The following is a 22,905-nucleotide window of genomic DNA, read 5'->3' on the forward strand; positions in this document are numbered from 1 at the left end:
TCCGGAGTGGTCGAATCGATTCGACGAATCGATTCGACACAGTGGCGGAATCAAGGTCGCGAAGGAGCCGCATGACCACGATCAAGGACGTCGCCGAGCGCGCCGGGGTCGCGCCCAGCACCGTGTCGTACGTCCTGAGCGGCTCGCGCAAGATCTCCGAGGACACCCGCCGGACCGTGCAGCAGGCGATCGACGAGCTGGGGTACCACCCACGCGCGAGCGCCCGTACCCTGCGCAGCACACGCACGAACGTGCTGGCGCTGGCCCTCCCCCGCGCGGCGGGCGGCTACCGGGCGGTCGACGGGCGCTTCGCGATCGACATCAGCGACGCGGCCCGCGCGCACGGCTACGACGTCCTGCTGATGACCGCCCAGGAGGGCGTGCCGGGGCTGCGGCGCATCGCGCGCAGCGGTCAGGCGGACGCCGCGATCCTGATGGCCGTCGAGATGGAGGACCCGCGGATCGCGGCCATGCTCGAACTGGGCTTCCCCACCGCGCTGCTGGGACGCTCGGCCGACGACGCCGCGCTGCCGTGGACCGACCTGGACTGGGAGGCGGCCGCCGCCCTCGCCGTCCACGAACTCGCCGCCGCCGGGCACCGGGACATCGCGTACCTGGCCACCACGGAGCGCGAGTTCCAGGCGCGGCGCGGCTACGCGATCCGGGGCGTGGCCGGTGCCCGCCGCGCCGCGCCGGAGACCGGGGCCGACGTGCGCGTGCACCAGTCGACCGGCGACATGGCGCGGCTCGCGCGGCGCATCGGCACGCTGTTGCGCGGCGAGCGCCCGCCCACGGCACTGGCGGTGCAGCACGTGGCGGCGCTCCCGCACATCCTCGCCGCCGTGGCCGCCGAAGGGCTGCGGGTGCCCGAGGACCTGGCGGTCGTGGCGGTCGGCAACCTCCCGGACGACTTGGGCGGCCAGGACCTGCCGCGCATCGAACTGCCCGTCCCCGAGATGTCCTCCGAGGTGACGCGGCTCGCCGTGGAGGCGATCGCCGCACACGCCCAGGGCACGCCCCTGACCCCGCCTGGACACGGGCTGATCCCCCCGGTTCTCGAGCCGGGCCCACGCATCGCCCCGCCCCGGCCCCGTACGACCGACGCCTGAACGGGTCACCCGTACCGGAGACCCGCCCCGTATCCCACCGTCCCGTCCGCAGCACCCCTACCCCTGTACTCACCCCCAGCCGAGGGAGCACTTCCCCATGCCCACCGAATTCCCGGTCTTCCCGCCCGGTTTCCGCTTCGGCGCGGCGACCGCCGCCTACCAGATCGAGGGCGCCCACGACGAGGACGGCCGCGGGCCGTCCATCTGGGACACCTTCAGCCACACCCCGGGCCGCACCGCCGAGGGCGCCACCGGCGACGTCGCCTGCGACCACTACCACCGCCACACCGAGGACGTACGGCTCCTCGCCGACCTGGGCGTCGACTCGTACCGCTTCTCCGTGGCCTGGCCGCGTGTGGTGCCCGATGGCCGCGGTGCGGTCAACGCCAAGGGCCTGGACTTCTACGACCGTCTCACCGACGACCTGCTCGCGGCCGGTATCGCCCCCGCCGTGACGCTGTACCACTGGGACCTCCCGCAGGCCCTGGAGGACGAGGGCGGCTGGCGCAACCGCGCGACCGCCGAGGCCTTCGCCGCGTACACGGCCGCCGTCGCCGAGCGGCTCGGGGACCGCGTGGAGCGCTGGATCACCCTCAACGAGCCCTACTGCTCCGCCTTCGTCGGCTACGCGGAGGGCCGCCACGCCCCCGGCGCGCAGGAAGGGACCGGCGCTCTGGCCGCCGCCCACCACCTGCTGCTCGCCCACGGCCTGGCCGTCCGCGCGCTGCGCGAGGCGGGTGCCCGCGAGGTCGGCATCACCCTCAACCTCGACCGCATCGAGGCCGCGAGCGACTCCGCCGCCGACCTGGCCGCCCTGCGCCGGGCCGTGACGCTGCACAACGACACATGGACCGAGCCGCTGTTCGCCGGCCGCTACCCCACCGGCGAGGCCGAGACATGGGGCGCGCTCGCCGACGGCTCGTACCGCCGCGACGGCGACCTGGAGATCATCGGAGCCCCGCTGGACTTCGTGGGCCTCAACTTCTACCGCCCCCTCACCGTGACCGACGCCCCGCACCACGAGCCCGACCCGGCCCGCCGCACCGCCGTCGACATCGGCGTACGCGAGACCGATCCGTACGGGACGCGGCACACGACCATGGGCTGGCCCGTCGTTCCGGAGTCGTTCACGGCGCTGCTGCTGGAGCTCAAGGACCGCTACCCGTCGCTGCCGCCCGCCTTCATCACGGAGAACGGCTCGGCCGAGGCCGACGTCCTGTCCGCCGACGGCCGCGTCGACGACACCGACCGCGTCGCCTACCTCCGCGACCACCTGCACGCCCTCCTCGCCGCGATGGACGCGGGCATGGACGTGCGCGGCTACTACGTCTGGTCGCTGCTGGACAACTTCGAGTGGGCCCGGGGCTACGGCCAGCGCTTCGGCATCGTTCACGTCGACTACGACAACGATGCCAAGCGCACGCCCAAGGCCAGTTACGCCTGGTACCGGGAGCTGATCACCGCCCACCGCGCGGGAAGGCAGGAGCGTTCATGAAGTTCACCGACGGCTACTGGATGATGCGTCCGGGCGTGACGGCGCGGTACGCCGCCTCCGTCGCCGACGTCGCCGTCGCGGACGACCGGCTCACCCTCCACGCGCCGGTCAAGCAGGTGCGGCACCGGGGCGACACGCTCAACAGCCCCTTGCTGAAGGTCGAGTGCTGGTCCCCCGCCGAGGGCGTGATCGGCGTGCGCACCACCCACCTGGCCGGGAAGGCGCGCAGAGGCCCGGAGTTCGGCCTGCCCGGCGCGGCGGACGGCGGCCCGGGCAAGACCGTGCGCGACGGCTCGGTGGTCGAGCTGACCTCCGGCGAGCTGACCCTGCGCGTCGACACGGCGGCCCCGTGGCAGCTGGACTTCACCGCGGACGGCCGCACCCTCACCTCGGTCGGAGCCCGCGGCGCGGGCTTCGTCACCGACGCGGACGACCGGCACTTCATGCTGGCCCAGCTCTCGCTCGGCGTCGGCGAGCAGGTGTACGGGCTGGGCGAGCGCTTCACCCCGTTCGTGAAGAACGGCCAGACCGTGGACATCTGGCAGGCGGACGGCGGCACGATCAGCGAGCAGGCCTACAAGAACGTCCCCTTCCACCTCACCAACCGCGGCTACGGCGTCTTCGTCAACCACCCGGGCAAGGTCTCGTACGAGATCGGCTCCGAGGTCGTCAGCCAGGTGCAGTTCAGCGTCGAGGACCAGTCGCTGGAGTACTTCGTCGTCCACGGGCCGACCCCCAAGGAGATCCTGGCGCGCTACACCGCCCTCACCGGGCGCCCGGCGCTGCCACCCGCCTGGTCGTTCGGCCTGTGGCTGTCCACGTCCTTCACCACCTCCTACGACGAGGCGACCGTCAGCCACTTCGTCCAGGGGATGGCGGACCGTGAGATCCCGCTGAGCGTCTTCCACTTCGACTGCTTCTGGATGCGCGAGTACCAGTGGAGCGACTTCACCTGGGACCCGGAGGTCTTCCCGGACCCCGAGGGGATGCTCGCCCGTCTCAAGGAGCGCGGACTGCGCGTCTCCGCCTGGATCAACCCGTACATCGCGCAGAAGTCGGCGCTCTTCGACGAGGGCGTGCGCGAGGGCTTCCTCGTGAAGCGCCCGAACGGCGACGTGTGGCAGTGGGACCTGTGGCAGGCGGGAATGGCCCTGGTCGACTTCACCAACCCCGCCGCCCGCGCCTGGTACGCGGAGAAGCTGCGCGCGCTGCTGCGGCAGGGCGTCGACGTCTTCAAGACCGACTTCGGCGAGCGCATCCCGGTGGACGTGGTGTGGCACGACGGCTCCGACCCGGAGCGGATGCACAACCACTACACGCAGCTGTACAACGAGGTCGTCTTCGAGCTGCTGCGCGAGGAGCGCGGCGAGGGCGAGGCGGTGCTCTTCGCCCGCTCGGCGACCGCGGGCGGACAGCAGTTCCCGGTGCACTGGGGCGGCGACTGCGAGTCGACGTTCACCGCCATGGCGGACAGCCTGCGCGGCGGCCTGTCGCTGGGGCTGTCGGGCTTCGGCTTCTGGAGCCACGACATCGGCGGGTTCGAGGGGACGCCGGACCCGGCGCTGTTCAAGCGCTGGGTGCAGTTCGGTCTGCTGTCCTCGCACAGCCGGCTGCACGGCAGCAAGTCCTACCGGGTGCCGTGGGAGTTCGGGGACGAGGCCGTCGCCGTCACCCGTGACTTCACCCGGCTGAAGAACCGGCTGATGCCGTACCTGTTCCGGACGGCGCTGCAGGCCCGCGACGAGGGCACGCCGATGATGCGGGCGATGGTGCTGGAGTTCCCCGGCGACCCGGCCTGCCACCACCTCGACCGGCAGTACATGCTCGGCGACGATCTGCTCGTCGCGCCGGTCTTCAGCGCGGACGGCGAGGTCGAGTACTACGTCCCGGACGGCACGTGGACGCACCTGCTGACCGGCGAGCGCGTCCAGGGCCCGGGCTGGCGGCGCGAGACGCACGGCTTCGACACGCTCCCGCTGCTGGCGCGGCCCGGCTCGGTGGTGCCGTTCGGCGCGTCCGAGGAGGGTCCGGAGTACGACTGGGCGGACGGCGTGACGCTGCGGGTGCACGCCTTGGCCGACGACGGCGGCGAGACGATCACCTGCGTACCGGCGCCGGACGGCTCGACGGCCGCCGTCTTCCGGGTACGCCGTACGGGTGACACGGTCGAGGTCGAGGCCCAGGGCGAGCGCCCGCCGGCCACGCCCTGGAACGTGCTGCTCGTCGGCGCCCGGGACATCGACGGCACCGAGGGGGCCGCGTCGGTGGAACGCACCGCGCTGGGCGTGCTCCTGGCGTGCGACACGGGCACCGGTCGGGTGAGCGCGCGCTGGTCGTGACCGCGCGCCGGCCGTGAGGGGCCGCGCCCGGGGCCCGGCAGGGCCTACGGGCGCAGGCCCAGCCGGCTGCGGATGGCCCTGACGGCGCCCTCGGCGTCGTCCACGGTGACGGTGAACTGCCGGCCGTTGCCCAGGTCGACGACGACGCCGGGGCCGCGGCGGACCACCACCGCCGTGCCCTGTTCGGGCCGCCAGCGGTAGCCCCAGCCGCCCCAGTGGCGGGGACTCACGACGGGCGCGAGGTGCGCGTCGCTGATCTCCTCCCAGCGGAACCGGCGCCGGGGCACCCCGATGTGGCCGCAGCGCACCTGGAGGCCGTCGCGGTCCACGTTCACGCGGACGTGCGTGAACGCGACGGTTCCGAACAGCACCAGCAGCCCCGCTGCGATGCAGCCCACCACCGACATGACCAGCGCCACGCTGCCCGAGGTGTAGGGCGAGTCCACGGCCAGCTCGATGCCGAGCGCCATGCAGGCCGCTCCCGCGGCCCCGAGGAGCCACTGGTAGCGGTTGCTCGCGTGGCCCGTCCACACCTGGGATGTACGCGCGTCGTCACGCTGCGCGTCCGTCATAGTGCGCAGCCTACTCATCCCGCGGCGACTTGGCACCGTTGTGCGGACGGGAACGGACGGTCGGAGACGCGGAGGTGCCGGGTCAGCGCGCTTCGGCCGCGGCGGGCGCCGCGACAGAGCCGAGGAACCTTCCCTCGGCGTAGGCCAGCGCCTCGGGGGTGACGGCACCCGCCCGGCCGCTGAGGATCACCGCGAGGCTCCCGGTGGGGGCGGCGTCCGGGCGGGGCCCGGCCCCGATGCGGCGCAGCGCCTGGGCGGCGACGGCGTCCGCCGAGCCGTACAGCCGGGCGGGGGCGGCCAGGGCGGCCTGGATGCGCTCGGCCACCAGCTCGTAGTGGGTGCAGCCGAGGACGACCGCCTCGACGTCCGAGGGGGTCAGGGCGGCCGCGGCGGCGACGGCGGCGGCGGTCGCGGCTTCGTCGGCCCGGTCGACGGCGTCGGCGAGGCCGGGGCAGGGCACCTCGGTGATGGCGGCGCCGTTGCCGAAGTCCTCGATCAGCCCGCGCTGGTAGGGGCTGCCGGTGGTCGCCGGGGTCGCCCAGATCGCCACCTTGCGGGCCTCCGCGGCGGCGGGCTTGATCGCCGGGACGGTGCCGATGACCGGGACGGCTGGCTCGAGCGCGGCGCGCAGGGCGGGCAGGGCGTGCACCGTGGCCGTGTTGCAGGCCACGATCAGCGCCTCCGGCCGGTGCTCGGCGGCGGCGAGGGCGCAGGCGAGGGCGTGCGCGGTGACGTCCTCGGGGGTCCGCGGGCCCCAGGGCATCCCGTCGGGGTCGGAGGAGAGCACCAGATCCGCGTCGGGCCGCAGCCGGCGGATGGCGGCGGCCGCGGCGAGCAGACCGATACCGGAGTCCAACAGCGCGATCTTCACGGGGGACAACCTTACGCGATGCGATTGTCGGCCTGCCCGGCGGTGGCACCGGCGGAAATGGCGCGTGCGGACCGGCGACGGCGGCAGACTGCGGGGGTGACGTGGCTGACGTGGGTGACCGTGGTGTCCTTGCTGGCGTGGGTGTGGCTGCTGCTGGCACAGGGGCTGTTCTGGCGGACGGACGTACGCCTGCCGGCCGCCGCCGGGGCCGGGGAGCCCGCGCAGCCCGGGCCGTGGCCGGACGTGGCGGTGGTCGTCCCGGCGCGCGACGAGGCGCAGGTGCTGCCGCGGAGCCTGCCGAGCGTCCTGGCGCAGCGGTACCCGGGGCGTGCCGAGGTGGTGCTGGTCGACGACGGCAGCACGGACGGCACGGGTGAGCTGGCCCGGGTGCTCGGCGAGCGCGCGGCGGGGCTGCCGCTGCGCGTGGTGTCCCCGGGTCCGCCCCCGGCGGGCTGGACGGGGAAGCTGTGGGCGGTGCGGCACGGCATCGAGGCGGCCACGGCGTCCGGCGGCCCGGAGTTCCTGCTCCTGACGGACGCCGACATCGCGCACGGCCCGGACTCGCTGCGTCATCTGGTGGCGGCGGCCCGGGCGGACGACCTGGACATGGTGTCGCAGATGGCCCGGCTGCGGGTCGCCACCGCCTGGGAGCGGCTGATCGTCCCCGCCTTCGTCTACTTCTTCGCGCAGCTGTATCCGTTCCGCTGGGTGAACCGGCCGCGTGCCAGGACCGCCGCGGCGGCCGGGGGGTGCGTGCTGATCCGCCGCACGGCCGTGGAGCGGGCCGGCGTGCCCGACTCGATCCGGCACGCGGTGATCGACGACGTGGCGCTGGCCCGTGCGGTCAAGCGCGGCGGCGGGCGGATCTGGCTGGGGCTGGCCGACGAGGTGGACAGCGTCCGCCCCTACCCCGCTCTCTCGGAACTGTGGCGGATGGTCTCGCGAAGCGCGTACGCGCAGCTGCGGCACAGCGCGGTCCTGCTCGCGGGGACCGTGCTCGGCCTGCTGCTGGTCTACGTGCTGCCCCCGCTCGCCGCGATCGGCGGGGCCCTCACCGGGCGCTGGTGGCTGTGCGCGGCGGGCGCGGCGGCGTGGTCGCTGATGTGCGGTACCTATGCGCCGATGCTCCGCTACTACCGGCAGCCGCTGTGGCTCGCGACGCTGCTGCCGTTCACGGCGGTGCTCTATCTGCTGATGACGGTCGACTCGGCGGTGCAGCACGGCCGCGGCCGCGGGGCCGCCTGGAAGGGCCGCACCTATGCGCGGCCCGACGCCTCGGCGTAGACGACGGCAAGGCGGGCGCCGACGGCGGCCGTGCCGAAGCGGCGCCGGGTGCGGTCGGCGAGCGCGGCGGGCCGGCGCCCGGAGAGCCTGGCCGCGGCCTCCACGAGCGCCCTGCCCAGGGCGGGTGCGTCACCGGGGTCGACGAGGAGCCCGCCGTCGTGGCCCACGAGTTCGGGCAGCGCGCCGGTGCGGGTGCCGACGACGGGGGTGCCGCAGCAGACGGCGTCCAGCGCGCGCACGCCGAAGCTCTCGACATGGCTCGCCACCGCGAAGAGGTCGGCGTGCGCGACGGCGTGCAGTGCCTCGGCCCGGCCGCGTGCCCGGCGCACGGTGACGAAGTGCGCCACCCCGCACTTGCGTATGAGCTCCCGTAGGTCGGCGGGCAGCTCGGCCGGCCCCTCGGCGACGATGTCCAGCCGCATGCGCGGGTCCTCGACCCGGGCCGCGGCGAAGGCATGGACGAGTACCTCCCAGCCCTCGTACGCCTCGAAGCGCCCGGCGGCGGCCACTCGCACGGGGTCCTGACTGATCCGGGCCCGGGCGGGCACCGGGGGCAGCGCCTCGGGACCCACGGGGTGCGGGACCACCCGGTGCCGCCCGGGAAGACGGAGTTCGCCGAGCCGGAGCAGCAGGGCGTCGCTGACCGGGAGGACGGCGGCGGCCTCACGGTACAGGCGCGCGCGGGCCCGCCGCGCGGGGAGGCCGGCCAGCGGTCGCGCGGGGTGGTCGAACAGGCGCGGGTCGTCCTCGGTCAGCACGTACGGCAGCCCCGCCGTCCGCGCGAGCCGCGGGAGCAGGTCGTCGGCGCCGGGGAGGTGGCCGTGGAGGAGATCGAAGCGGCCGCACTCGGCGGCCTCGTGGCGCAGCACGCTGTCCACGCGGCCCGCGGTGACCCGGCGCGCCAGGGCGCCGCCGTGCGGGACGGCGACTTCGTAATGGTGCGGCCGCTCGGGATCGCGGCCGGCGTAGGGAAGGCCGCGGACGGCGGGGAGGGTCAACTCCCTGACGGCGACCACGTCGACCACGTCGGCGACGGTGGCCGCGGCCTTGTGCCACTCCTCCGGCCGCGCAGGCCGGGTCTGCCCGAAAAGCATGGCGACACGCATGGCCCACTGTGGCATATCGGGGGCCTCGCGGGACGAAGTTCACCGGAGTCACGGAAACGCCGCGATCCTCCTTCGTGCGGGTGACTTGCCGGTACGGACGAGTGTCCGGACCATTACCCTCCGCCACCACCCGACCGGGTACTTCCCCGCGTCGCCGAACAGGCGTGACGAGTGGTAACGCCCCAGGCCCAGCGCATTTACGCGATCCGAACGGCCCGCGCGGACCGATTTCCTCCGATTCGCTCGCAATAGGGGTCAGCCGTCACTCGCTGCACATGAAATGACCTGCTAATCGGTCTCCCCAACCAGCACATCGTGGGCTTAACTTATGGGCTATGACCTCCCCCCGCGGTTCTTACGGCGGTGGCTACTACACGTCGCCGTTCTTCCCCGACACCCCCATCTACGACAGCCTGGTCGCAGAGCGGGGCACCCCTCAGATCGCACCGATCCGCGTACCGTCCGCGTACGAGACCGGCAGCAATCTCCCGGCCCTGCCGGCGGCGCTCCCCGCGCTGCCCGCCGGTCCCTCCCACCACTCCTCCGCCCCGAGCACGCCGCAGCACGGCACGTACTCCGGCTACTCGGCGCCCGGTTACCAGCAGCAGCCCGCCCAGCTGCAGCAGGCGCCGGCCCCGTACATCCCGCAGCAGGCCACCGCGCCCCGGCCCGCCGCCTACAACGGCGGGTACCAGGCGCCGCAGGCCCCGCAGCAGTACCAGGGCCCGGCCGGCTACGAGCAGGTGCGCCCCGCGGCCGCGCCGCGTCCGGTGCCCCCGCGCCCGATGGCGCCCGGTGGCTACGACGAGCAGCCGTACCAGCGGCGCAACCTCGGCCAGGGCTACTACTCGGGCTGATGCCGACGGGTGGCACGGTCCCCCGCCGACGGGTGACCGGGCCGCCTGGCACCATGGCGGAATGACGACACCGACGCCGACACCCCACCTCAGCGCACTGCACGTCCACCCAGTCAAATCCCTGGGGGGACAGCGGTTGTCCGAGGCGGTGGTGGAGCCGTGGGGGCTCGCCGGAGACCGCCGGTGGATGCTCGCCGACGCCGCGGGACGATGCGTCACGCAGCGGGAGCAGCCCCGGCTGGCCCTGGCACGCGCGGAGTCGTCCCCCGGCGGTGGGCTGCTGCTCACCGCTCCGGGGATGCCGGCACTGGAGGTCGCCGCACCGCGGCCGTCCATGACGGTTCCGGTGCACATATGGGGTGACAAGGTGGAGGCCGTGCCCGCGGGGGACACGGCCGCCGCCTGGTTCGGCGCGTATATGGGGACAGAGGTCTCCCTCGTCCATCTCGACGATCCGGCGAGCCGCCGCCCGATCGATCCGGACTACGCGGGTCCCGGTGAGACCGTCAGCTTCGCCGACGGGTTCCCGCTGCTCGTGACGACCGAGGGCTCGCTGGCCGCCCTCAACGCGCTGATCGCCGCGGGCGATCACCCGGAGGAGGGCCCGCTGCCGATGGACCGCTTCCGCCCGAACGCGGTCATCGCGGGGACCGAGGCCTGGGCCGAGGACACCTGGTCCCGAATCCGCATCGGGGAAGTCGAATTCCGCGTCGTGAAGCCCTGTGGGCGCTGCGTGGTGACCACGACGGACCAGGCGACCGCGGCCCGGGGCCGGGAGCCGCTGCGCACCCTGGCGCGGCACCGCAGGTTCGGGAGCAGACTGGTTTTCGGACAGAATCTCGTGCCCGTGCGACCCGGAACACTCCGGGTGGGAGACGCGTTGTCGGTGATGGAGTGAACGCGTCCCGAGGCCGCGGCACGGTCCGGGAGCCCGGAGGGACGTCCGCGTGAGATGACTCTCTCTCGCCCGGTCCATGCCGCGCATGTGCCGTGCCGTATGCGGTACTTGGACGGTGAAGGGGGTGCGGTCCGATGGCGGCCAGGCGCGTGCGGTGGTGGCGTTGGCGGCGGAACAGCCTGCGCCGTCGCTCCGACGTGTTCGAGGCGTGTGCCGGACTGGCCGCGACCTGTGTGATCGTCCTGGGAGCACCCGCCGCGGGGCTGACGGCCGGGCAGGCCGTGGACAACGCGCTTCAGCACACCGTCCGCGTCGAACACGCAGCCCGCACCCAGGTCAGGGCCCTGGTGGTGAAGGCCGGGCCGCGTGAGGCCGCCGACACCGACCCCGAGTCCGGCCGCGTACGCGAGGAGCGGCGCAATGCCGTGGTCCGGTGGAACGCGCCGGACGGGCACGCCCACACCGCCCATGTGCGGGTTGCCGCGGACCGCGGCCAGGGCGACCACATCACGCTGTGGACCGACAAGGCCGGCGCCGTTCCCGTAGCCGCCCCGCTGGACGCCCGGTCGGCCACCACGCATGCGACGCTCGCCGGGGTCGGCACCTTCCTGGCCGCGATTGTGGTGGGGCTGATGGGTCGCCAGGTGCTGATGTGGCAGCTGATGCGGCGCAGGCTCGCCGAGTGGGAGCGCGAGTGGGCTGCGGCCGGTCAGAACTGGGGCCGGGCCGGAGCGGGCGGCTGACCACGCCGGGTACGCCCGTCGGTGCCACGGATCATCCGCAATCGGCCTCATCCGGCCGGGTTCATCAGGTGATCCATCAGCATCTGGGTGCTGGCGCGCGCCCGGCGCGCGCTACCGTGGAGGCCCCCAGGTCGGCGCAGTGCAAGAGGACGGGGCAAAGCATCTCCATGGCACAAGGCGTGGTTCAGGTGACGCACACCAGCAGCTCACGGTGGCGCCGCCGCACAGGGGAGTACGAGAGCCTGGCCGCCGCCCTGGAGGCGGCCGCCGAGGGCGACGTGCTCTCGGTCAACCCCGGCACGTACCGGGAGAACCTCGTCGTGGAGAAGGTCATAACGCTCCGCGCGGCCGAGGGGCCGGGGTCGGTGCGGATCGCCCCGTCCGCCGGTGTCGCGCTGACCGTGCGGGCCCCCGCGACGGTCCAGGACCTGTGCATCGAGGGGCAGGACACCTCGGCCGCCGCCCTGCTGATCGAGCGGGCCACCCCCGAACTCACCGGACTGCGGGTCAGCACCCGTTCCGCGGTCGGCATAGAGGTCCGGGACGGGGCCCGGCCGACCGTGCGCCGCTGCACCGTCGACAACCCGGCCGGACTCGGCATCAGCGTGCTGGAGTCCGCGGGCGGGCTGTTCGAGGACTGCGAGGTGGTGGCCGCGGGCCAGACGGGCATCTCCGTGCGCGGCGGGGCCTCCCCGCGGCTCGAACGCTGCCGGGTCCGCAACGCCTCCGGAGCGGGACTGGCCCTCACCGGGGAGGGCACCGTCGCCGAGGCGGTCGGCTGCGAGGTCTACGAGGTCAAGGGCACGGGCGTGCAGGTCGCCTCACGCGCGGCCGGCCATCTCACCGACTGCCAGGTGCACCGCACCACGGGCGACGGCATCACCCTGGACACCGACGCGGTGCTGACCCTCTCCGACTGCGACATCCACGACATCCCCGAGAACGCCGTCGACCTGCGCTCCCGTTCGTTGCTCACCCTCACCAGGACCACGGTGCGGCGCTTCGGCCGCAACGGCCTGTCGGTGTGGGACCCGGGCACCCGGGCGGACGCCAACCAGTGCGAGATCCACGACAGTCAGGGCGACTACCCGGCGGTCTGGGTCAGTGACGGGGCGGCCGCCGTGCTCGATTCCTGCCGGGTGCACGACGTGCCCGACGCCCTGTTCGTGCTCGACCGTGGCTCACGGGCCGACGTCGTCGACAGCGACATCTCCCAGGTCCGCAACACGGCGGTCTCGGTGAGCGACGGCGCCACCGTGCAGCTCGACGACTGCCGCATCCGGGAGGCATCCACGGGCGCCTGGTTCCGCGACCACGGCAGCGGGGGCACGCTCTCCGCCTGCACCATCGACGACACGGCGACCGGCGTCATCGTCACCAAGGGCGCCGACCCCACCCTGGAACGCTGCGTCGTCACCAACCCGGCCGAGGCCGGCTTCTACGTCTCCGCAGGGGGCCGCGGCACCTTCACCGGCTGCCGTGTCACGGGCAGCCGCGGCTACGGCTTCCACATCATCGACGGCTGCCGTTCCACGCTCACCCGCTGCCGCACGGAGCGCTGCTCGCGCGGCGGTTACGAGTTCGCCGAGCCGGGACCGGTGACCGAGGACTGCACCGGCGACCAGAGCGGCGAGCGCGGCACCGCGCCGGAACCCTCCTCCGCGCCGGTCGCGACGGCGGAACGGCAGCCCGCGACCCAGTCGTTCGGGCTGCTCGGCGGGCTGCCCGTGTCGCCCACCAGCTCCGCCGCGCCCGCCGCCGTGCCCGCGCAGGCGGCACCGGCCGGTGACACCCGTCCCTCGGACGAGGTGCTGGCCGAACTCGACGCCCTGGTGGGCCTGGACAACGTCAAGCGCGAGGTGCGCTCCCTGATCGATCTGATCGCGGTGGGCCGCAGACGGCGCGCGGCCGGTCTCAAGGCGCCCTCCCCGCGCCGCCATCTGGTCTTCACCGGTTCCCCCGGTACGGGCAAGACGACCGTCGCCCGTCTCTACGGCGAGATCCTGGCCACGCTCGGCGTGCTGGAGCGCGGCCATCTGGTGGAGGTCGCCCGGGTCGACCTGGTGGGCGAGCACATCGGCTCGACGGCCATCCGTACGCAGGAGGCCTTCGAGCGCGCGCGGGGCGGGGTGCTCTTCATCGACGAGGCCTACGCCCTGGCCCCCGAGGACTCCGGGCGGGACTTCGGGCGCGAGGCCATCGACACCCTCGTGAAGCTGATGGAGGACCACCGCGACGCCGTCGTGGTGATCGTCGCGGGTTACACCGCGGAGATGGAGCACTTCCTGTCCGCCAACCCCGGTGTCGCCTCCCGGTTCTCGCGGACCATCACCTTCGACGACTACACCCCCGTCGAGCTGCTGCGGATCGTGCAGGCCCAGGCCGAGGAGCACGAGTACCAGCTGTCCGAGGACACCGGCGAGGCGCTGTACAAGTACTTCACCGCGATCCCCAAGGGCCCGGCCTTCGGCAACGGCCGCACCGCCCGCCAGACCTTCGAGGCCATGGTCGAGAGGCACGCGGGCCGGCTCGCCCGGATCAGCGAACCCAGCCACGAGGAGCTGCAACTGCTCTACCCCGAGGACCTCCCCCCGTTGCCCTGACCCTGCGCGGGCAGCACCCCCTCCCCGCTCCGGGAGACCCATTTGAGCAGCGCGGCGCGCTCGGTCCCGAAGGCCGGGTCGGCCTGGTAGTCGAAGTGCGTCAGCAGCGGCGCGGGCAGCGGGTGTTCCTCCGTCCGCCCGTACGCGGCCGGATCGGGCAGCGGCTCGCGGTCCACCGGCGGCCCCGGCTCGTCGAGGTGCACCGGGCCGCCGATCGGATCCGTACGGCGCCACAGATTGCGCCAGGCCTGCAGCTCGCCGTGGAGCGCGGTCAACGCGGCGGGCCCGAAGTAGGCGGGGAACCAGCGCCCGTACAACCGGCTCAGCGGCGAACCGTAGGTGAGCAGGGCGATCCGCCCCCGGGTGACCGGATCCAGCTGCCAGACCGCCGCCGCGGCCAGGACGCTGCCCTGGGAGTGCCCGGAGAGGATGATCCGGCCGTGGTGTGTCCTGGTCCAGGTCGTCATGCGCCAGGTGAGGTCCGGCACCGCACGCTCGGCGTAGCAGGGCGGCGCAAAGGGGTGCGCGGCGCGGGGCCAGAAGGTGCCGACGTCCCAGAGGATGCCGACGGTGCGGCGTGCCCCGGCGTCCCGGTAGGCCCGGCGGCCGAGCGCGATCAGTGCGACCACCCCTGCACCGACCAGCCACGAACCGAGACCCTGCGCGACCTCCGCGGCCGTGCGCACGATCCCGGACGCGCCGGCGCCGGCCCGTCCCGGGACCGTGCCGCTCAGCCAGGCCCCGGCAAGCGCCCCCGCGCCCAGCAGGAAGGCCACCGATCCGATGACCCCGATGAACAGGCTCGCCTGATCCGTGAGTTCGGCGCGAGCCCGGGCCATGGCGATCTGCCGGCTGCGGGCGGCCTCGTGCTCCTCCTCCGGGTAGTCCGCCTCCACTTGCGGGACCAGCGCCCGTGTCCGGCGCAGCAGCCGTCTGCCCCGCACGACGACCACCACGGCGAGGACCAGCAGCAGCACCGGGATCGCCGAGGCCTGCCAGGACAGCAGCACGGGCGGCCCCGCGACGGAACTCCTCCCGCTGCCCGGCGTGGCGCCGCGGTCCAGCCAGTCCGCGACCCGCTGGGCGATCCCTCCGGTGAGCACACCGCCGAGCGAGCACGCGAGCAGGGCCACCACCGGCCCGCCGAGGCCGCGCAACTCGGCCCGTCCGTCTCCGGAGCGGTGCATCAGGTGGGCGACGGCCCCGAGCGCCACGAGCAGCAGCCCCTGCAGCAGGGCGAGCCAGCCGAAGGCCTCCCCGGCCGGCAGGCGTCCGGTGGCGCTCCAGCCGCTCCGGTGCCAGCAGGCGTACCCGGCCGAGGCCAGCAGCGCGGCCGCCGTGCCGCCCAGCATCGCCCGGGCGAGCCGTGGATCCAGGGCCTCGTCCGGTGCGTGCTCGCTGCGCCCCATGCCGCAGGTCACGGCGATCACGGCGACAGTCAGCCCGGCCAGGCCTCCCGTCAGGAGCCAGCCGACCGCCGCGAGTATCCGGATCCCGGCGGGGTCCATGTCGCGTTGCAGGGGTGGGACGACCAGCGCGACCGCCACCGTGAGCAGACCGGCCGCCGTGTGGGCCGCCCGGAGCCGTGCGACGAGCCGCCGCCCGTACCAGAAGCCGCGCCGGGCCAGCGGCGTGACGTCCGTGCCCTCCCGGCCGCCGTCCGGATGCGGGCCGGGCAGGGGCCGCTGCGACTCGTACGCGTACCAGGTGCGCCGGGAGAGCCACCACAGCAGCAGGGTCAGCCCGGCGGGCAGCACGGCCCCGGCGGCGATCCGCCGCCCGGGCTCACCCGCGGCGAGGAAGGAGAGCCAGCTCTTCCCGCCCGCACACGCCGCGTTGCCCGCGCACTGCCAGGCCACCAGGTCCATCGCGACCTCACAGGCCGCCGCGACCAGGAGCACGGTCAGCGAGAGCGCCAGCAGTCGCACCAGCACGTCGTACGCGCGGTCCAGGCGGGGCCGGGAGACCGGCGGCCGCATCCAGTGGGCGAGGTTGGCCACCATGAAGGGCAGCAGGAGCAGCCACAGCGCGCGACTGCCGTCCCCCGAGGTCAGATTGCACCAGGAGTAGGCGTCGGGCACCGGGCCCTCCCCGTACTCATCGGGACGGTGCTCGGCGTCGGCGTCGTCGGCACGCCGGTAGATCCCGGCGGTGTCGTCCCCGCAGACGCGCGTGATGCGCGGATCGTTGAGCATCGTCTGCGGCGTCGTCCCGCCGACGCCGTGGACCAGCAACTCGAGCGACAGCTGCGTCCGCACCGTGTCCGACCGCATCGCGATCGCCTCCCCGTACTTTCCCCGTGGCGCGAGTACGGCATCGCGCGTATCCAGAATCGGGCACACGTGCCAGAACTGGACAGAGGTGTTCCCGAATGCCACCCGAACGTGTTACGCGCGTTGCGTGTGGGACCGGTCACCCCGTGCCACTCACCCCCTGTTCAGCGGGGGTGGTCGTGGAAGGATGGCGAGACTGCCGGTTCGGGCAGCATCGGGATCACATCAGAGGATGGGACGGGACCTCGGGTGAGCGACAACCAGAACCTGCTCGCGGAACAGCGGCGTGCGCTGATCCTGGACGAAGTCCGGCGGCGCGGTGGGGTCCGGGTCAACGAGCTGACCCGCAAGCTGAACGTGTCGGACATGACCGTCCGCCGCGACCTCGACGCACTCGCCCGGCAGGGCGTGGTCGAGAAGGTGCACGGCGGTGCCGTGCCGGTCGCCCCCGCCAGCAGCCACGAGCCGGGCTTCGAGGTCAAGGCGGGCCTCGAACTCGGGGCCAAGGAGGCCATCGCCCGTGCCGCCGCGCAGCTCGTCACCCCGGGCAGCGCCATCGCGCTCACCGGTGGCACGACGACGTACGCCCTGGCCCACCACCTGCTGGACGTGCCCGACCTCACCGTCGTCACCAACTCCGTGCGCGTCGCCGACGTCTTCCACACCGCGGCCCGCGGCGCGGGCGGCCGGGAGGGCGCCGCGACGGTCGTCCTCACCGGCGGCGTGCGCACCCCCTCGGACTCCCTCGTCGGCCCCGTCGCAGACCGGGCGATCGGCTCCCTCCACTTCGACCTGCTCTTCCTCGGCGTCCACGGGATCTCGGTCGAGGCGGGGCTGTCCACACCCAACCTCGCCGAGGCGGAGACCAACCGGCGCTTCGTCCGCTCCGCCCGCCGGGTGGTCGTCATCGCCGACCACACCAAGTGGGGCACCGTGGGCCTGAGCTCGTTCGCCACGCTGGAGGACGTGGACACTCTCGTGACGGACGCGGGCATCCCCGCGGTGCTCCGGGCGGAGATCTCCGAGCACCTGTCGGACCTGATCGTCGCCGGCGAGCCGGGGGACGGCGAGCCCGGCCCCGCGGGCGAGGGCCCGGCTGACAACTGACGGCCGCTCAACTACCGTACGCCGCATGACGCGCCGACTCCGCCCCACCCGCCCGGTGGACCTGGGCTTCCTCGCCTCAGCGCCGCTCCGTCTCGTCTTCGCCGCCGAAGCGGCGGCGCCGCCCGACGCCGTCCACGCCGCCCTCGCCAAGGACACCGAGGGGTGGGCGTCGTGGTTCGGCGCGATCACGGCCGCCGTGCCGACCGACACGGGCCGCGCGATCACTCTGCGCGGCGGGGTGCGCTTCGAGGAGACGGTCCTCGCGTCCGAGGCCCCGGAGCGCTTCGCCTACCGCATCGACGCCGGCAACGCGCCGGGCCTGCGCGCCCTGCTGGAGGAGTGGACGCTCTCCCCCACCGCGTCCGGTGGCACGCGCGTGCGCTGGACCTTCGCCGCCGACGGCTCGTCAGCCCTGCGCGGCCTGCTGCTCCTGGCCCGCCCCGGCCTCGGCCTGTCGTTCCGCTCCGCGGTCCGCGCGCTGGACCGGCGGCTGGCCGCCTGACCCCGCGCGGGGCGCCTCACGTACGCGAGACGGAGCCGCACCCCTCGACCTTGTCGGCCTTGAGGTCCTTGCTGCGGTCGTACGGATCGCTGGCGGGTCCCGAAGGGGTGGCGTCGTCGCTCGGCGCGGCGTCGGAGTCGGAGTCGAACTGCGGGTGGAGCCATCCGTCGTGGACGAAGCAGGCCGTGTTGGCGATGTCGTCGTCGTAATGGGTGATCACGAACCTGCCCGGCGTCACCCGGTAGCGGGACGCGTCCATGAACTCGAAGTCCAGGACGCGACGGACGATCGTCCGGGTGACCTCCGTCGATCCGGGCTTCGCCTTCACCACGGGATAGACGAAGGTGTAGTCGACGTGGACGGCCACGGCGCGGTCCTTGCCCTTGGCGAAGGTCATCCTGCCGCGGGTCTTGACGATGTCGCCGGCCGGTACGACGTCGGAGGGCTTGAAGCGCACCGCCAGCCGGAGCGGGTCGTGCTTCTTGTCCGGCTTCCGGAACGACGTCTCGAACCGGGCGCGGAGCTCGCTCTGGCTCGAATCGATCAACTTCAGCGCGGCGTCCGGCCGACCGCCCCGCAGCGTCTCGGGGTTGATGTTGGCGTCGACCAGGAAGGCCTTGACGTTCTCGAGGGCCGCCGCGACCTGGGCGGCCGTCATCCAGCCCGTCGGCCGCGCCTTCGGCGGGACGATCCCGGCGGCGCCGTCGGCGTAGCGCTTCGCCGGGGAGCCGGCAAACGGGTCCTTGAGCGTGGGCGTGTCGGGGAACGCCTCCTGCGACGGGGCGCTGCTGGGCCGCGCGGTCTCCACCGGGAGCGGGGAGGGATCCGGTGCGGCGCTGCCGCCGCCGCGCAGTTTGCCGAGCGCCCAGCCCGGGTTCAGGGCGAACAGGAGCACCGCGACCGCGACGAGGACGCCCAGCAGGCCGACCCACCGGCGACGGCGGCGGCCGCGCTCCTCGACCTCGTAGACGGCGGGGCCGGTACGCCAGCCCGCGGGCTCCGCGGGCGGCGGCTTCCCCCGCCCCTTGCGCCCGGCCCGGCGGGCGGCCTCGGCGTCCTGCTGCCGCAGCCGCTCGGTGACCATCCGGGCCCGCGCGGAGGGTTCCTTGGGCGCGGTCGCCCGGATCGACGTCTCCGTGTCCTGGACGAACCGCTCCCAGACGTCGTCGGGGACGGAGGGGACGTCGTCGGGAGGCGGCGGAGTCGTGGTCACCGGGAGCTCTTTCACAAGATCGGACTGACATGACTTTCTATAACCGAACGCAGTTTCCCCACAAGCCCTGTCGCCCCGCGTTCAGCGTCTCATCGGTACTCCGCGAGCCGCGGCCGGACACCCGCCACGACCAGGGCCGCGGCGGCTCCGAGGACACTGGCGGGTACGGCGGGCCAGCCGTCGAGTCCTGAGTGTGCGGCGGTTGCACGCGAGATGAAGTCGGCCTGCTGGTCCTGGGCGAGGGCGTCCAGGGTGGTCGCGAAGTCCCAGAAGTCGAAGCCGACCTTTCCGCGTCCGACGTCCGTGAGCACCACGGCTGCCTCGTCGATCCGCTTGCCCGCCATCAGCTCTCCGAGCGTGCGGTCGTCGGCGCGGAAGTGCCCGTAGCGCTCGTTGACATCGGCGTACGCGGGACGCTCGTCCGCCTCGGCGTAAGAGCCCGGTGCGAGCAGGCCGTCCAGCCGCCGGTTGAGAGCGTCGAGCTCGGCGCGCTGCTGCGGCTCGGCGCCGTTGACGAGCCAGCGGCTCTGGGCGGCGGCGGACTCCGCGGCGACCGCCCGGGCCTGCGCGAGCCGCGTCCAGGGTCGCAGTCCGTCCCGCACGCCCGCGTCGAGGTCGGCGGCGGCCGCGCTGAACGACACCACCGCGGCAAGGGTGACGCCGAGGGCGGCGGCCGTGGCAGCGGCCAGCGCCGGGTTGAGGATGCGGCGGTGGCGGCGGGCCAGGTCCCGCTGCCACCACAGCAGTACGGTGACCGCTATCAGGCCCAGCACGCCGATGGTCAGGGCCGAACGCACGGCGGCGCCCCGCGCGGCACCCGCCGCCGCGTCGGCCTGCGCGTCGTAGGCGTCCGCCAGGGTCGCCACCTCGGGCAGCAGGTGGGCGTGCATGATGTCGCCCGCTTCCGCGGAGAAGGCGACGGCGACCGCCGGCGGGTGGCCCGCGGGCCGCTCGTGGTGCTGTTCGTCGACGTAGGCGGCGCGACCGCTCGCGTCGTCGTAGCGGCCGAGTTGGTCGAGGATGCCGCGCACCTGCGCGGCGTGGGCGTCGTCGCCGCCGAGCCGCCGGAGCAGATCGCTGACCTCCGCACGGCGCTGCTGGGCGGTGATGAGCGCGAGCAGGCGGTTGCCGACGGACAGCTCGGGGTCGTCCGCCGCGTGGCCGGGCACCAGCTGGTCGGCGCGCTGGGCGTCCAGGTCGGCGAGGGCGAAACGGAGTTCGGCGGCGAGGGCGGCGCGGTGTGCGGTGGTGTCGCGCAGCTGCTCGGCGTCCGACCGCACGGTGACGGCACCGATGACCGCGGCCAGGCACAGCGCGAGGACGGCGACGAGCGCGGCCGTCGCCTGGACGACCAGCCGCACCGGGGGCGGCATGCGCCGGCGCCCCGCCCGGACGGGCGGTACCGGCGCCCGATGCTCCGGCGGGGCGGGCGCACCCGGCGCGGCGGACGGCGGTACGACCGCCGGAGGCGCCACTTGAGAGATCGTCATATCCGGACGCTAGGAGCGCCCGGAGAAGGGAAGGCGGTACTCCGGCGGCCTCAGGGTAGCGACGGCGTAACAGAACGGAACGGACGGAACGGGTCAGTCCGGCCAGGCGCCCGACGTCAGGAACGTGTCGATGGCCGCGGCGTACGGCGAGATGTCCAGGCCCTGTTCGGCGACCCAGGCGTCGGAATAGTACTTGTCCAGGTACCGGTCGCCGGCGTCGCAGAGGAGCGTGACGACGCTGCCCGTGCGGCCCGCGGCGACCATCTCCGCGATGATCTTGAACGCGCTCCACAGGCCCGTGCCCGTCGATCCTCCGGCCTTGCGCCCGATGGCCCCCTCCAGGGCGCGGACCGCCGCCACCGACGCCGCGTCGGGCACCTTCATCATGCGGTCGATGACACCCGGCACGAAGCTCGGCTCCACCCTGGGGCGGCCGATGCCCTCGATCCGTGAACCGCGTTCGCAGGAGACGGAGTCGTCGCCGCTCACCCAGCCGTCGAAGAACACGGAGTTCTCCGGATCGGCGACGCACACCATGGTGTCGAACTGCATGTAGTGGACGTAGCGGGCGATGGTGGCAGAGGTGCCCCCGGTGCCGGCGGTCGCCACGATCCACGCCGGGCAGGGGTTCCGCTCCAGCCGGAGCTGCTGGTAGATGGACTCGGCGATGTTGTTGTTCCCGCGCCAGTCGGTGGCCCGCTTGGCGTAGGTGAACTGGTCCATGTAGTGGCCGCCGGTCTCCTCCGCGAGGCGGACCGAGACCTCGTAGACCGTCCGCGGGTCGTCCAGGAGGTGGCACCGACCGCCGTGGAACTCGATCAGCCGCTGCTTCTCCCAGCTGGTGGTGCGGGGGATGACGGCGATGAAGGGCACGCCGATCAGGTCGGCGAAGTACGCCTCGGAGACCGCCGTCGAGCCGCTGGAGGCCTCGATGACCGGCTTGCCGGGCCGGATCCAGCCGTTGCACAGGCCGTAGAGGAAGAGCGAGCGGGCGAGGCGGTGCTTGAGGCTGCCGGTGGGGTGGGTCGACTCGTCCTTGAGGTAGAGGTCGATGCCCCAGGCCTCGGGGAGCGGGAAGCGCAACAGATGTGTGTCGGCCGAGCGGTTGGCGTCCGCCTGGACCTTGCGCACGGCCTCCTTGAGCCAGCCGCGGTACTCCGGGTCGGCACGGTCCACGTCGACGGTGGGCATCGCTCCCTCCGTCCCCGTACAGCCCCCGCCGTCACCCCTCTCCATGCTGCTCACCTGCGCCGCCTTCCGTTCGCGCCTGTGTGCCGATCATAGGCAGACGCTGGTGCGGGAGCGCCCGGAGCGGGCAGACTGCGACCGGACGAAGGAGGGGATGAGCCGTGGCCGAAGCGGAGTTCACCGCCACCGGGGTGCGGATCGGGCGGCGGCTGCGGTCGCTCACCCGGGGCGGGCAGGTCCTGATCCAGGACGGCCGTCTGGTGCTGCTGACCAGCCGCGGGCGGGAGATCGACAGCGCGCCGGTGGAGGACGTCCACGCCCTGACCCCGCGTTTCGCGGTCAAGCGGCGCACGCTGGCGCGGCTCAACGGCACCGGTTATCTGCTGACCTTGCGCAAACAGGGCGCGGCGTCCGCGGGCCGCTTCCTGGACACACTGCGGACGGCGCGGGAGAAGGTCGCCCGCCGCTGAGGCGGGAACGGAACGGCACTCTCCGCGTTCACGGAGTTGCGGTAAGCATCCATCGGGGTGATCCTTGAGTGGCATCACGGAGTCACTGCAGCAGTCACTCACAGCAATCCCGCAAAGGTGTTCCCATTCCATGCGGGCGGGGCATGCCCCGATCACAGGGGCGCGCCCTCACCGCGGAGGGAGTCGCAGCCGTGATCAGCTCAGAAGGCAGTAAACGGCAGTGTGCCCTGGAACTTGAGGCACTGCCGTCGAGGATCCAGCAGGTACGCCGTATCGTCGCCGCACAGCTGCGGTACTGGCGGCTGGATCCACTGATCGACCCCACTCTGCTGGGTATCACCGAATTGCTCGGCAACGTCCACCGGCATGCCCGGCCGGACAAGCGCTGTTCCGTCGAGCTGAACTTCGCCTCCGGCTGGCTCACCGTCGCCGTCTCGGACAACGATCCGCGTCTGCCGCGGGTCCGCGACTTCGAGCCCCTGGCCACCTGCGGCCGCGGACTCGCCATGGTGGTGTCGATGAGCGACAGCTGGGGCACCGAAGCGCTGAACGACGGTGGCAAGGTTGTGTGGTTCACGCTCCGGGCCGAGGCCACGGTCCCGCCCAGGGCGATCACCGAACGGTTCTCGGCGACGGTCGTCCGCAAGGTCGCGCCGCGGACGCTGCCGGTCGTCCCCGAGACGCCGGAGGCCTGGCCCCCGGTCCTCGATCGCCTGGTCCCGGCCGCGGCCGAACCGGTGCTGGTCTGACGCGCGGCCGCCGCACCCCTCGAGGGGCACGGCGGC

The 22,905-nt window shown here is 73.5% G+C and carries 19 protein-coding genes; 12 read left to right on the top strand and 7 right to left on the bottom strand.

Features of this window, described 5'->3' with window-relative positions:
• Positions 1-71: 71 nt before the first annotated feature.
• The 3 genes from ACWDAS_RS24395 (at position 72) to yicI (ending at position 4,943) form a co-directional block, all read left to right on the top strand.
• The gene (locus ACWDAS_RS24395; protein WP_450394534.1) at positions 72-1,109 is read left to right on the top strand and encodes a LacI family DNA-binding transcriptional regulator; all 1,038 of its coding nucleotides are present in this window, start codon (positions 72-74) and stop codon (positions 1,107-1,109) included.
• Between the two features lie 97 nt (positions 1,110-1,206).
• On the top strand, positions 1,207-2,604 hold the full coding sequence (locus ACWDAS_RS24400) for a GH1 family beta-glucosidase (protein ID WP_450394537.1): 1,398 nt from the start codon (positions 1,207-1,209) through the stop codon (positions 2,602-2,604).
• Positions 2,601-4,943 carry an alpha-xylosidase gene (gene yicI / locus ACWDAS_RS24405; protein ID WP_450394540.1) on the top strand — a complete coding sequence of 781 codons (2,343 nt, stop codon included), beginning with the start codon at positions 2,601-2,603 and terminating at the stop codon, positions 4,941-4,943. Before ACWDAS_RS24400 ends, yicI begins: the two co-directional genes overlap by 4 nt.
• A gap of 44 nt (positions 4,944-4,987) precedes the next feature.
• On the opposite strand, the gene ACWDAS_RS24410 is transcribed toward yicI, so the two are convergent.
• Both ACWDAS_RS24410 and ACWDAS_RS24415 read right to left on the bottom strand, forming a co-directional pair.
• Positions 4,988-5,515, bottom strand: a complete 528-nt coding sequence (locus tag ACWDAS_RS24410) for a hypothetical protein (RefSeq protein ID WP_450394542.1) — start codon at positions 5,513-5,515, stop codon at positions 4,988-4,990.
• 82 nt (positions 5,516-5,597) lie between these two features.
• Positions 5,598-6,386 carry a glutamate racemase gene (locus tag ACWDAS_RS24415; RefSeq protein ID WP_450394544.1) on the bottom strand — a complete coding sequence of 263 codons (789 nt, stop codon included), beginning with the start codon at positions 6,384-6,386 and terminating at the stop codon, positions 5,598-5,600.
• Positions 6,387-6,443: 57 nt separating this feature from the next.
• Here ACWDAS_RS24415 and ACWDAS_RS24420 point away from each other — a divergent pair, with 57 nt between their 5' ends.
• Positions 6,444-7,670 (top strand): glycosyltransferase, encoded by a 1,227-nt coding sequence (locus tag ACWDAS_RS24420; RefSeq protein ID WP_450394547.1) that lies wholly within the window; start codon positions 6,444-6,446, stop codon positions 7,668-7,670.
• Here the strand turns inward: ACWDAS_RS24420 and ACWDAS_RS24425 are convergent.
• Entirely contained in the window at positions 7,643-8,776 is a 1,134-nt protein-coding gene (locus tag ACWDAS_RS24425) for a glycosyltransferase family 4 protein (RefSeq protein WP_450394549.1), read from the bottom strand. The two genes, ACWDAS_RS24420 and ACWDAS_RS24425, sit on opposite strands and share 28 nt — an antisense overlap.
• Before the next feature lie 335 nt (positions 8,777-9,111).
• Here ACWDAS_RS24425 and ACWDAS_RS24430 point away from each other — a divergent pair, with 335 nt between their 5' ends.
• The 4 genes from ACWDAS_RS24430 (at position 9,112) to ACWDAS_RS24445 (ending at position 13,877) form a co-directional block, all read left to right on the top strand.
• Positions 9,112-9,633, top strand: coding sequence for a DUF6643 family protein (locus ACWDAS_RS24430; protein ID WP_450394552.1), 522 nt, complete (start codon positions 9,112-9,114; stop codon positions 9,631-9,633).
• Positions 9,634-9,694: 61 nt separating this feature from the next.
• Positions 9,695-10,531, top strand: a complete 837-nt coding sequence (locus tag ACWDAS_RS24435; RefSeq protein WP_450394554.1) for an MOSC domain-containing protein — start codon at positions 9,695-9,697, stop codon at positions 10,529-10,531.
• A 134-nt stretch (positions 10,532-10,665) separates the two neighbouring features.
• Entirely contained in the window at positions 10,666-11,274 is a 609-nt protein-coding gene (locus ACWDAS_RS24440) for an Rv1733c family protein (RefSeq protein WP_450394557.1), read from the top strand.
• A 167-nt stretch (positions 11,275-11,441) separates the two neighbouring features.
• Positions 11,442-13,877: a right-handed parallel beta-helix repeat-containing protein gene (locus tag ACWDAS_RS24445; protein ID WP_450394559.1), complete on the top strand. Its 2,436-nt coding sequence runs from the start codon at positions 11,442-11,444 to the stop codon at positions 13,875-13,877.
• Here ACWDAS_RS24445 and ACWDAS_RS24450 read toward each other — a convergent pair.
• The gene (locus ACWDAS_RS24450) at positions 13,847-16,150 is read right to left on the bottom strand and encodes a hypothetical protein (protein WP_450394561.1); all 2,304 of its coding nucleotides are present in this window, start codon (positions 16,148-16,150) and stop codon (positions 13,847-13,849) included. The genes ACWDAS_RS24445 and ACWDAS_RS24450 overlap by 31 nt on opposite strands.
• A gap of 249 nt (positions 16,151-16,399) precedes the next feature.
• Here ACWDAS_RS24450 and ACWDAS_RS24455 point away from each other — a divergent pair, with 249 nt between their 5' ends.
• Both ACWDAS_RS24455 and ACWDAS_RS24460 read left to right on the top strand, forming a co-directional pair.
• On the top strand, positions 16,400-17,257 hold the full coding sequence (locus tag ACWDAS_RS24455) for a DeoR/GlpR family DNA-binding transcription regulator (RefSeq protein WP_450394563.1): 858 nt from the start codon (positions 16,400-16,402) through the stop codon (positions 17,255-17,257).
• 25 nt (positions 17,258-17,282) lie between these two features.
• Positions 17,283-17,759 (top strand): SRPBCC family protein, encoded by a 477-nt coding sequence (locus ACWDAS_RS24460; protein WP_450394564.1) that lies wholly within the window; start codon positions 17,283-17,285, stop codon positions 17,757-17,759.
• Positions 17,760-17,775: 16 nt separating this feature from the next.
• On the opposite strand, the gene ACWDAS_RS24465 is transcribed toward ACWDAS_RS24460, so the two are convergent.
• The 3 genes from ACWDAS_RS24465 to ACWDAS_RS24475 form a co-directional block, all read right to left on the bottom strand.
• Positions 17,776-18,972: a hypothetical protein gene (locus ACWDAS_RS24465; protein ID WP_450394566.1), complete on the bottom strand. Its 1,197-nt coding sequence runs from the start codon at positions 18,970-18,972 to the stop codon at positions 17,776-17,778.
• 89 nt (positions 18,973-19,061) lie between these two features.
• Positions 19,062-20,462, bottom strand: coding sequence for a hypothetical protein (locus ACWDAS_RS24470; protein ID WP_450394569.1), 1,401 nt, complete (start codon positions 20,460-20,462; stop codon positions 19,062-19,064).
• A gap of 93 nt (positions 20,463-20,555) precedes the next feature.
• Positions 20,556-21,698 carry a PLP-dependent cysteine synthase family protein gene (locus tag ACWDAS_RS24475; protein ID WP_450394571.1) on the bottom strand — a complete coding sequence of 381 codons (1,143 nt, stop codon included), beginning with the start codon at positions 21,696-21,698 and terminating at the stop codon, positions 20,556-20,558.
• Between the two features lie 113 nt (positions 21,699-21,811).
• On the opposite strand from ACWDAS_RS24475, the gene ACWDAS_RS24480 reads away from it, so the two are divergent.
• Entirely contained in the window at positions 21,812-22,120 is a 309-nt protein-coding gene (locus ACWDAS_RS24480) for a hypothetical protein (protein WP_450394574.1), read from the top strand.
• A 191-nt stretch (positions 22,121-22,311) separates the two neighbouring features.
• On the top strand, positions 22,312-22,869 hold the full coding sequence (locus ACWDAS_RS24485; protein WP_450394576.1) for an ATP-binding protein: 558 nt from the start codon (positions 22,312-22,314) through the stop codon (positions 22,867-22,869).
• The last annotated feature ends 36 nt before the right edge of the window (positions 22,870-22,905 follow it).

The sequence above is a fragment of the Streptomyces sp. NPDC001070 genome, from assembly GCF_053598835.1.

Excerpts from the sequence above, each read along its gene's own strand:
- ACWDAS_RS24450 (WP_450394561.1), bottom strand. The coding sequence starts at position 16,150 with ATGCGGTCGGACACGGTGCGGACGCAGCTGTCGCTCGAGTTGCTGGTC.
- ACWDAS_RS24435 (WP_450394554.1), top strand. The coding sequence starts at position 9,695 with ATGACGACACCGACGCCGACACCCCACCTCAGCGCACTGCACGTCCAC.
- ACWDAS_RS24445 (WP_450394559.1), top strand. The coding sequence starts at position 11,442 with ATGGCACAAGGCGTGGTTCAGGTGACGCACACCAGCAGCTCACGGTGG.
- ACWDAS_RS24400 (WP_450394537.1), top strand. The coding sequence starts at position 1,207 with ATGCCCACCGAATTCCCGGTCTTCCCGCCCGGTTTCCGCTTCGGCGCG.
- ACWDAS_RS24430 (WP_450394552.1), top strand. The coding sequence starts at position 9,112 with ATGACCTCCCCCCGCGGTTCTTACGGCGGTGGCTACTACACGTCGCCG.
- yicI (WP_450394540.1), top strand. The coding sequence starts at position 2,601 with ATGAAGTTCACCGACGGCTACTGGATGATGCGTCCGGGCGTGACGGCG.
- ACWDAS_RS24460 (WP_450394564.1), top strand. The coding sequence starts at position 17,283 with ATGACGCGCCGACTCCGCCCCACCCGCCCGGTGGACCTGGGCTTCCTC.
- ACWDAS_RS24475 (WP_450394571.1), bottom strand. The coding sequence starts at position 21,698 with ATGGAGAGGGGTGACGGCGGGGGCTGTACGGGGACGGAGGGAGCGATG.
- ACWDAS_RS24420 (WP_450394547.1), top strand. The coding sequence starts at position 6,444 with ATGGCGCGTGCGGACCGGCGACGGCGGCAGACTGCGGGGGTGACGTGG.
- ACWDAS_RS24440 (WP_450394557.1), top strand. The coding sequence starts at position 10,666 with ATGGCGGCCAGGCGCGTGCGGTGGTGGCGTTGGCGGCGGAACAGCCTG.
- ACWDAS_RS24425 (WP_450394549.1), bottom strand. The coding sequence starts at position 8,776 with ATGCGTGTCGCCATGCTTTTCGGGCAGACCCGGCCTGCGCGGCCGGAG.
- ACWDAS_RS24410 (WP_450394542.1), bottom strand. The coding sequence starts at position 5,515 with ATGACGGACGCGCAGCGTGACGACGCGCGTACATCCCAGGTGTGGACG.
- ACWDAS_RS24470 (WP_450394569.1), bottom strand. The coding sequence starts at position 20,462 with ATGACGATCTCTCAAGTGGCGCCTCCGGCGGTCGTACCGCCGTCCGCC.
- ACWDAS_RS24395 (WP_450394534.1), top strand. The coding sequence starts at position 72 with ATGACCACGATCAAGGACGTCGCCGAGCGCGCCGGGGTCGCGCCCAGC.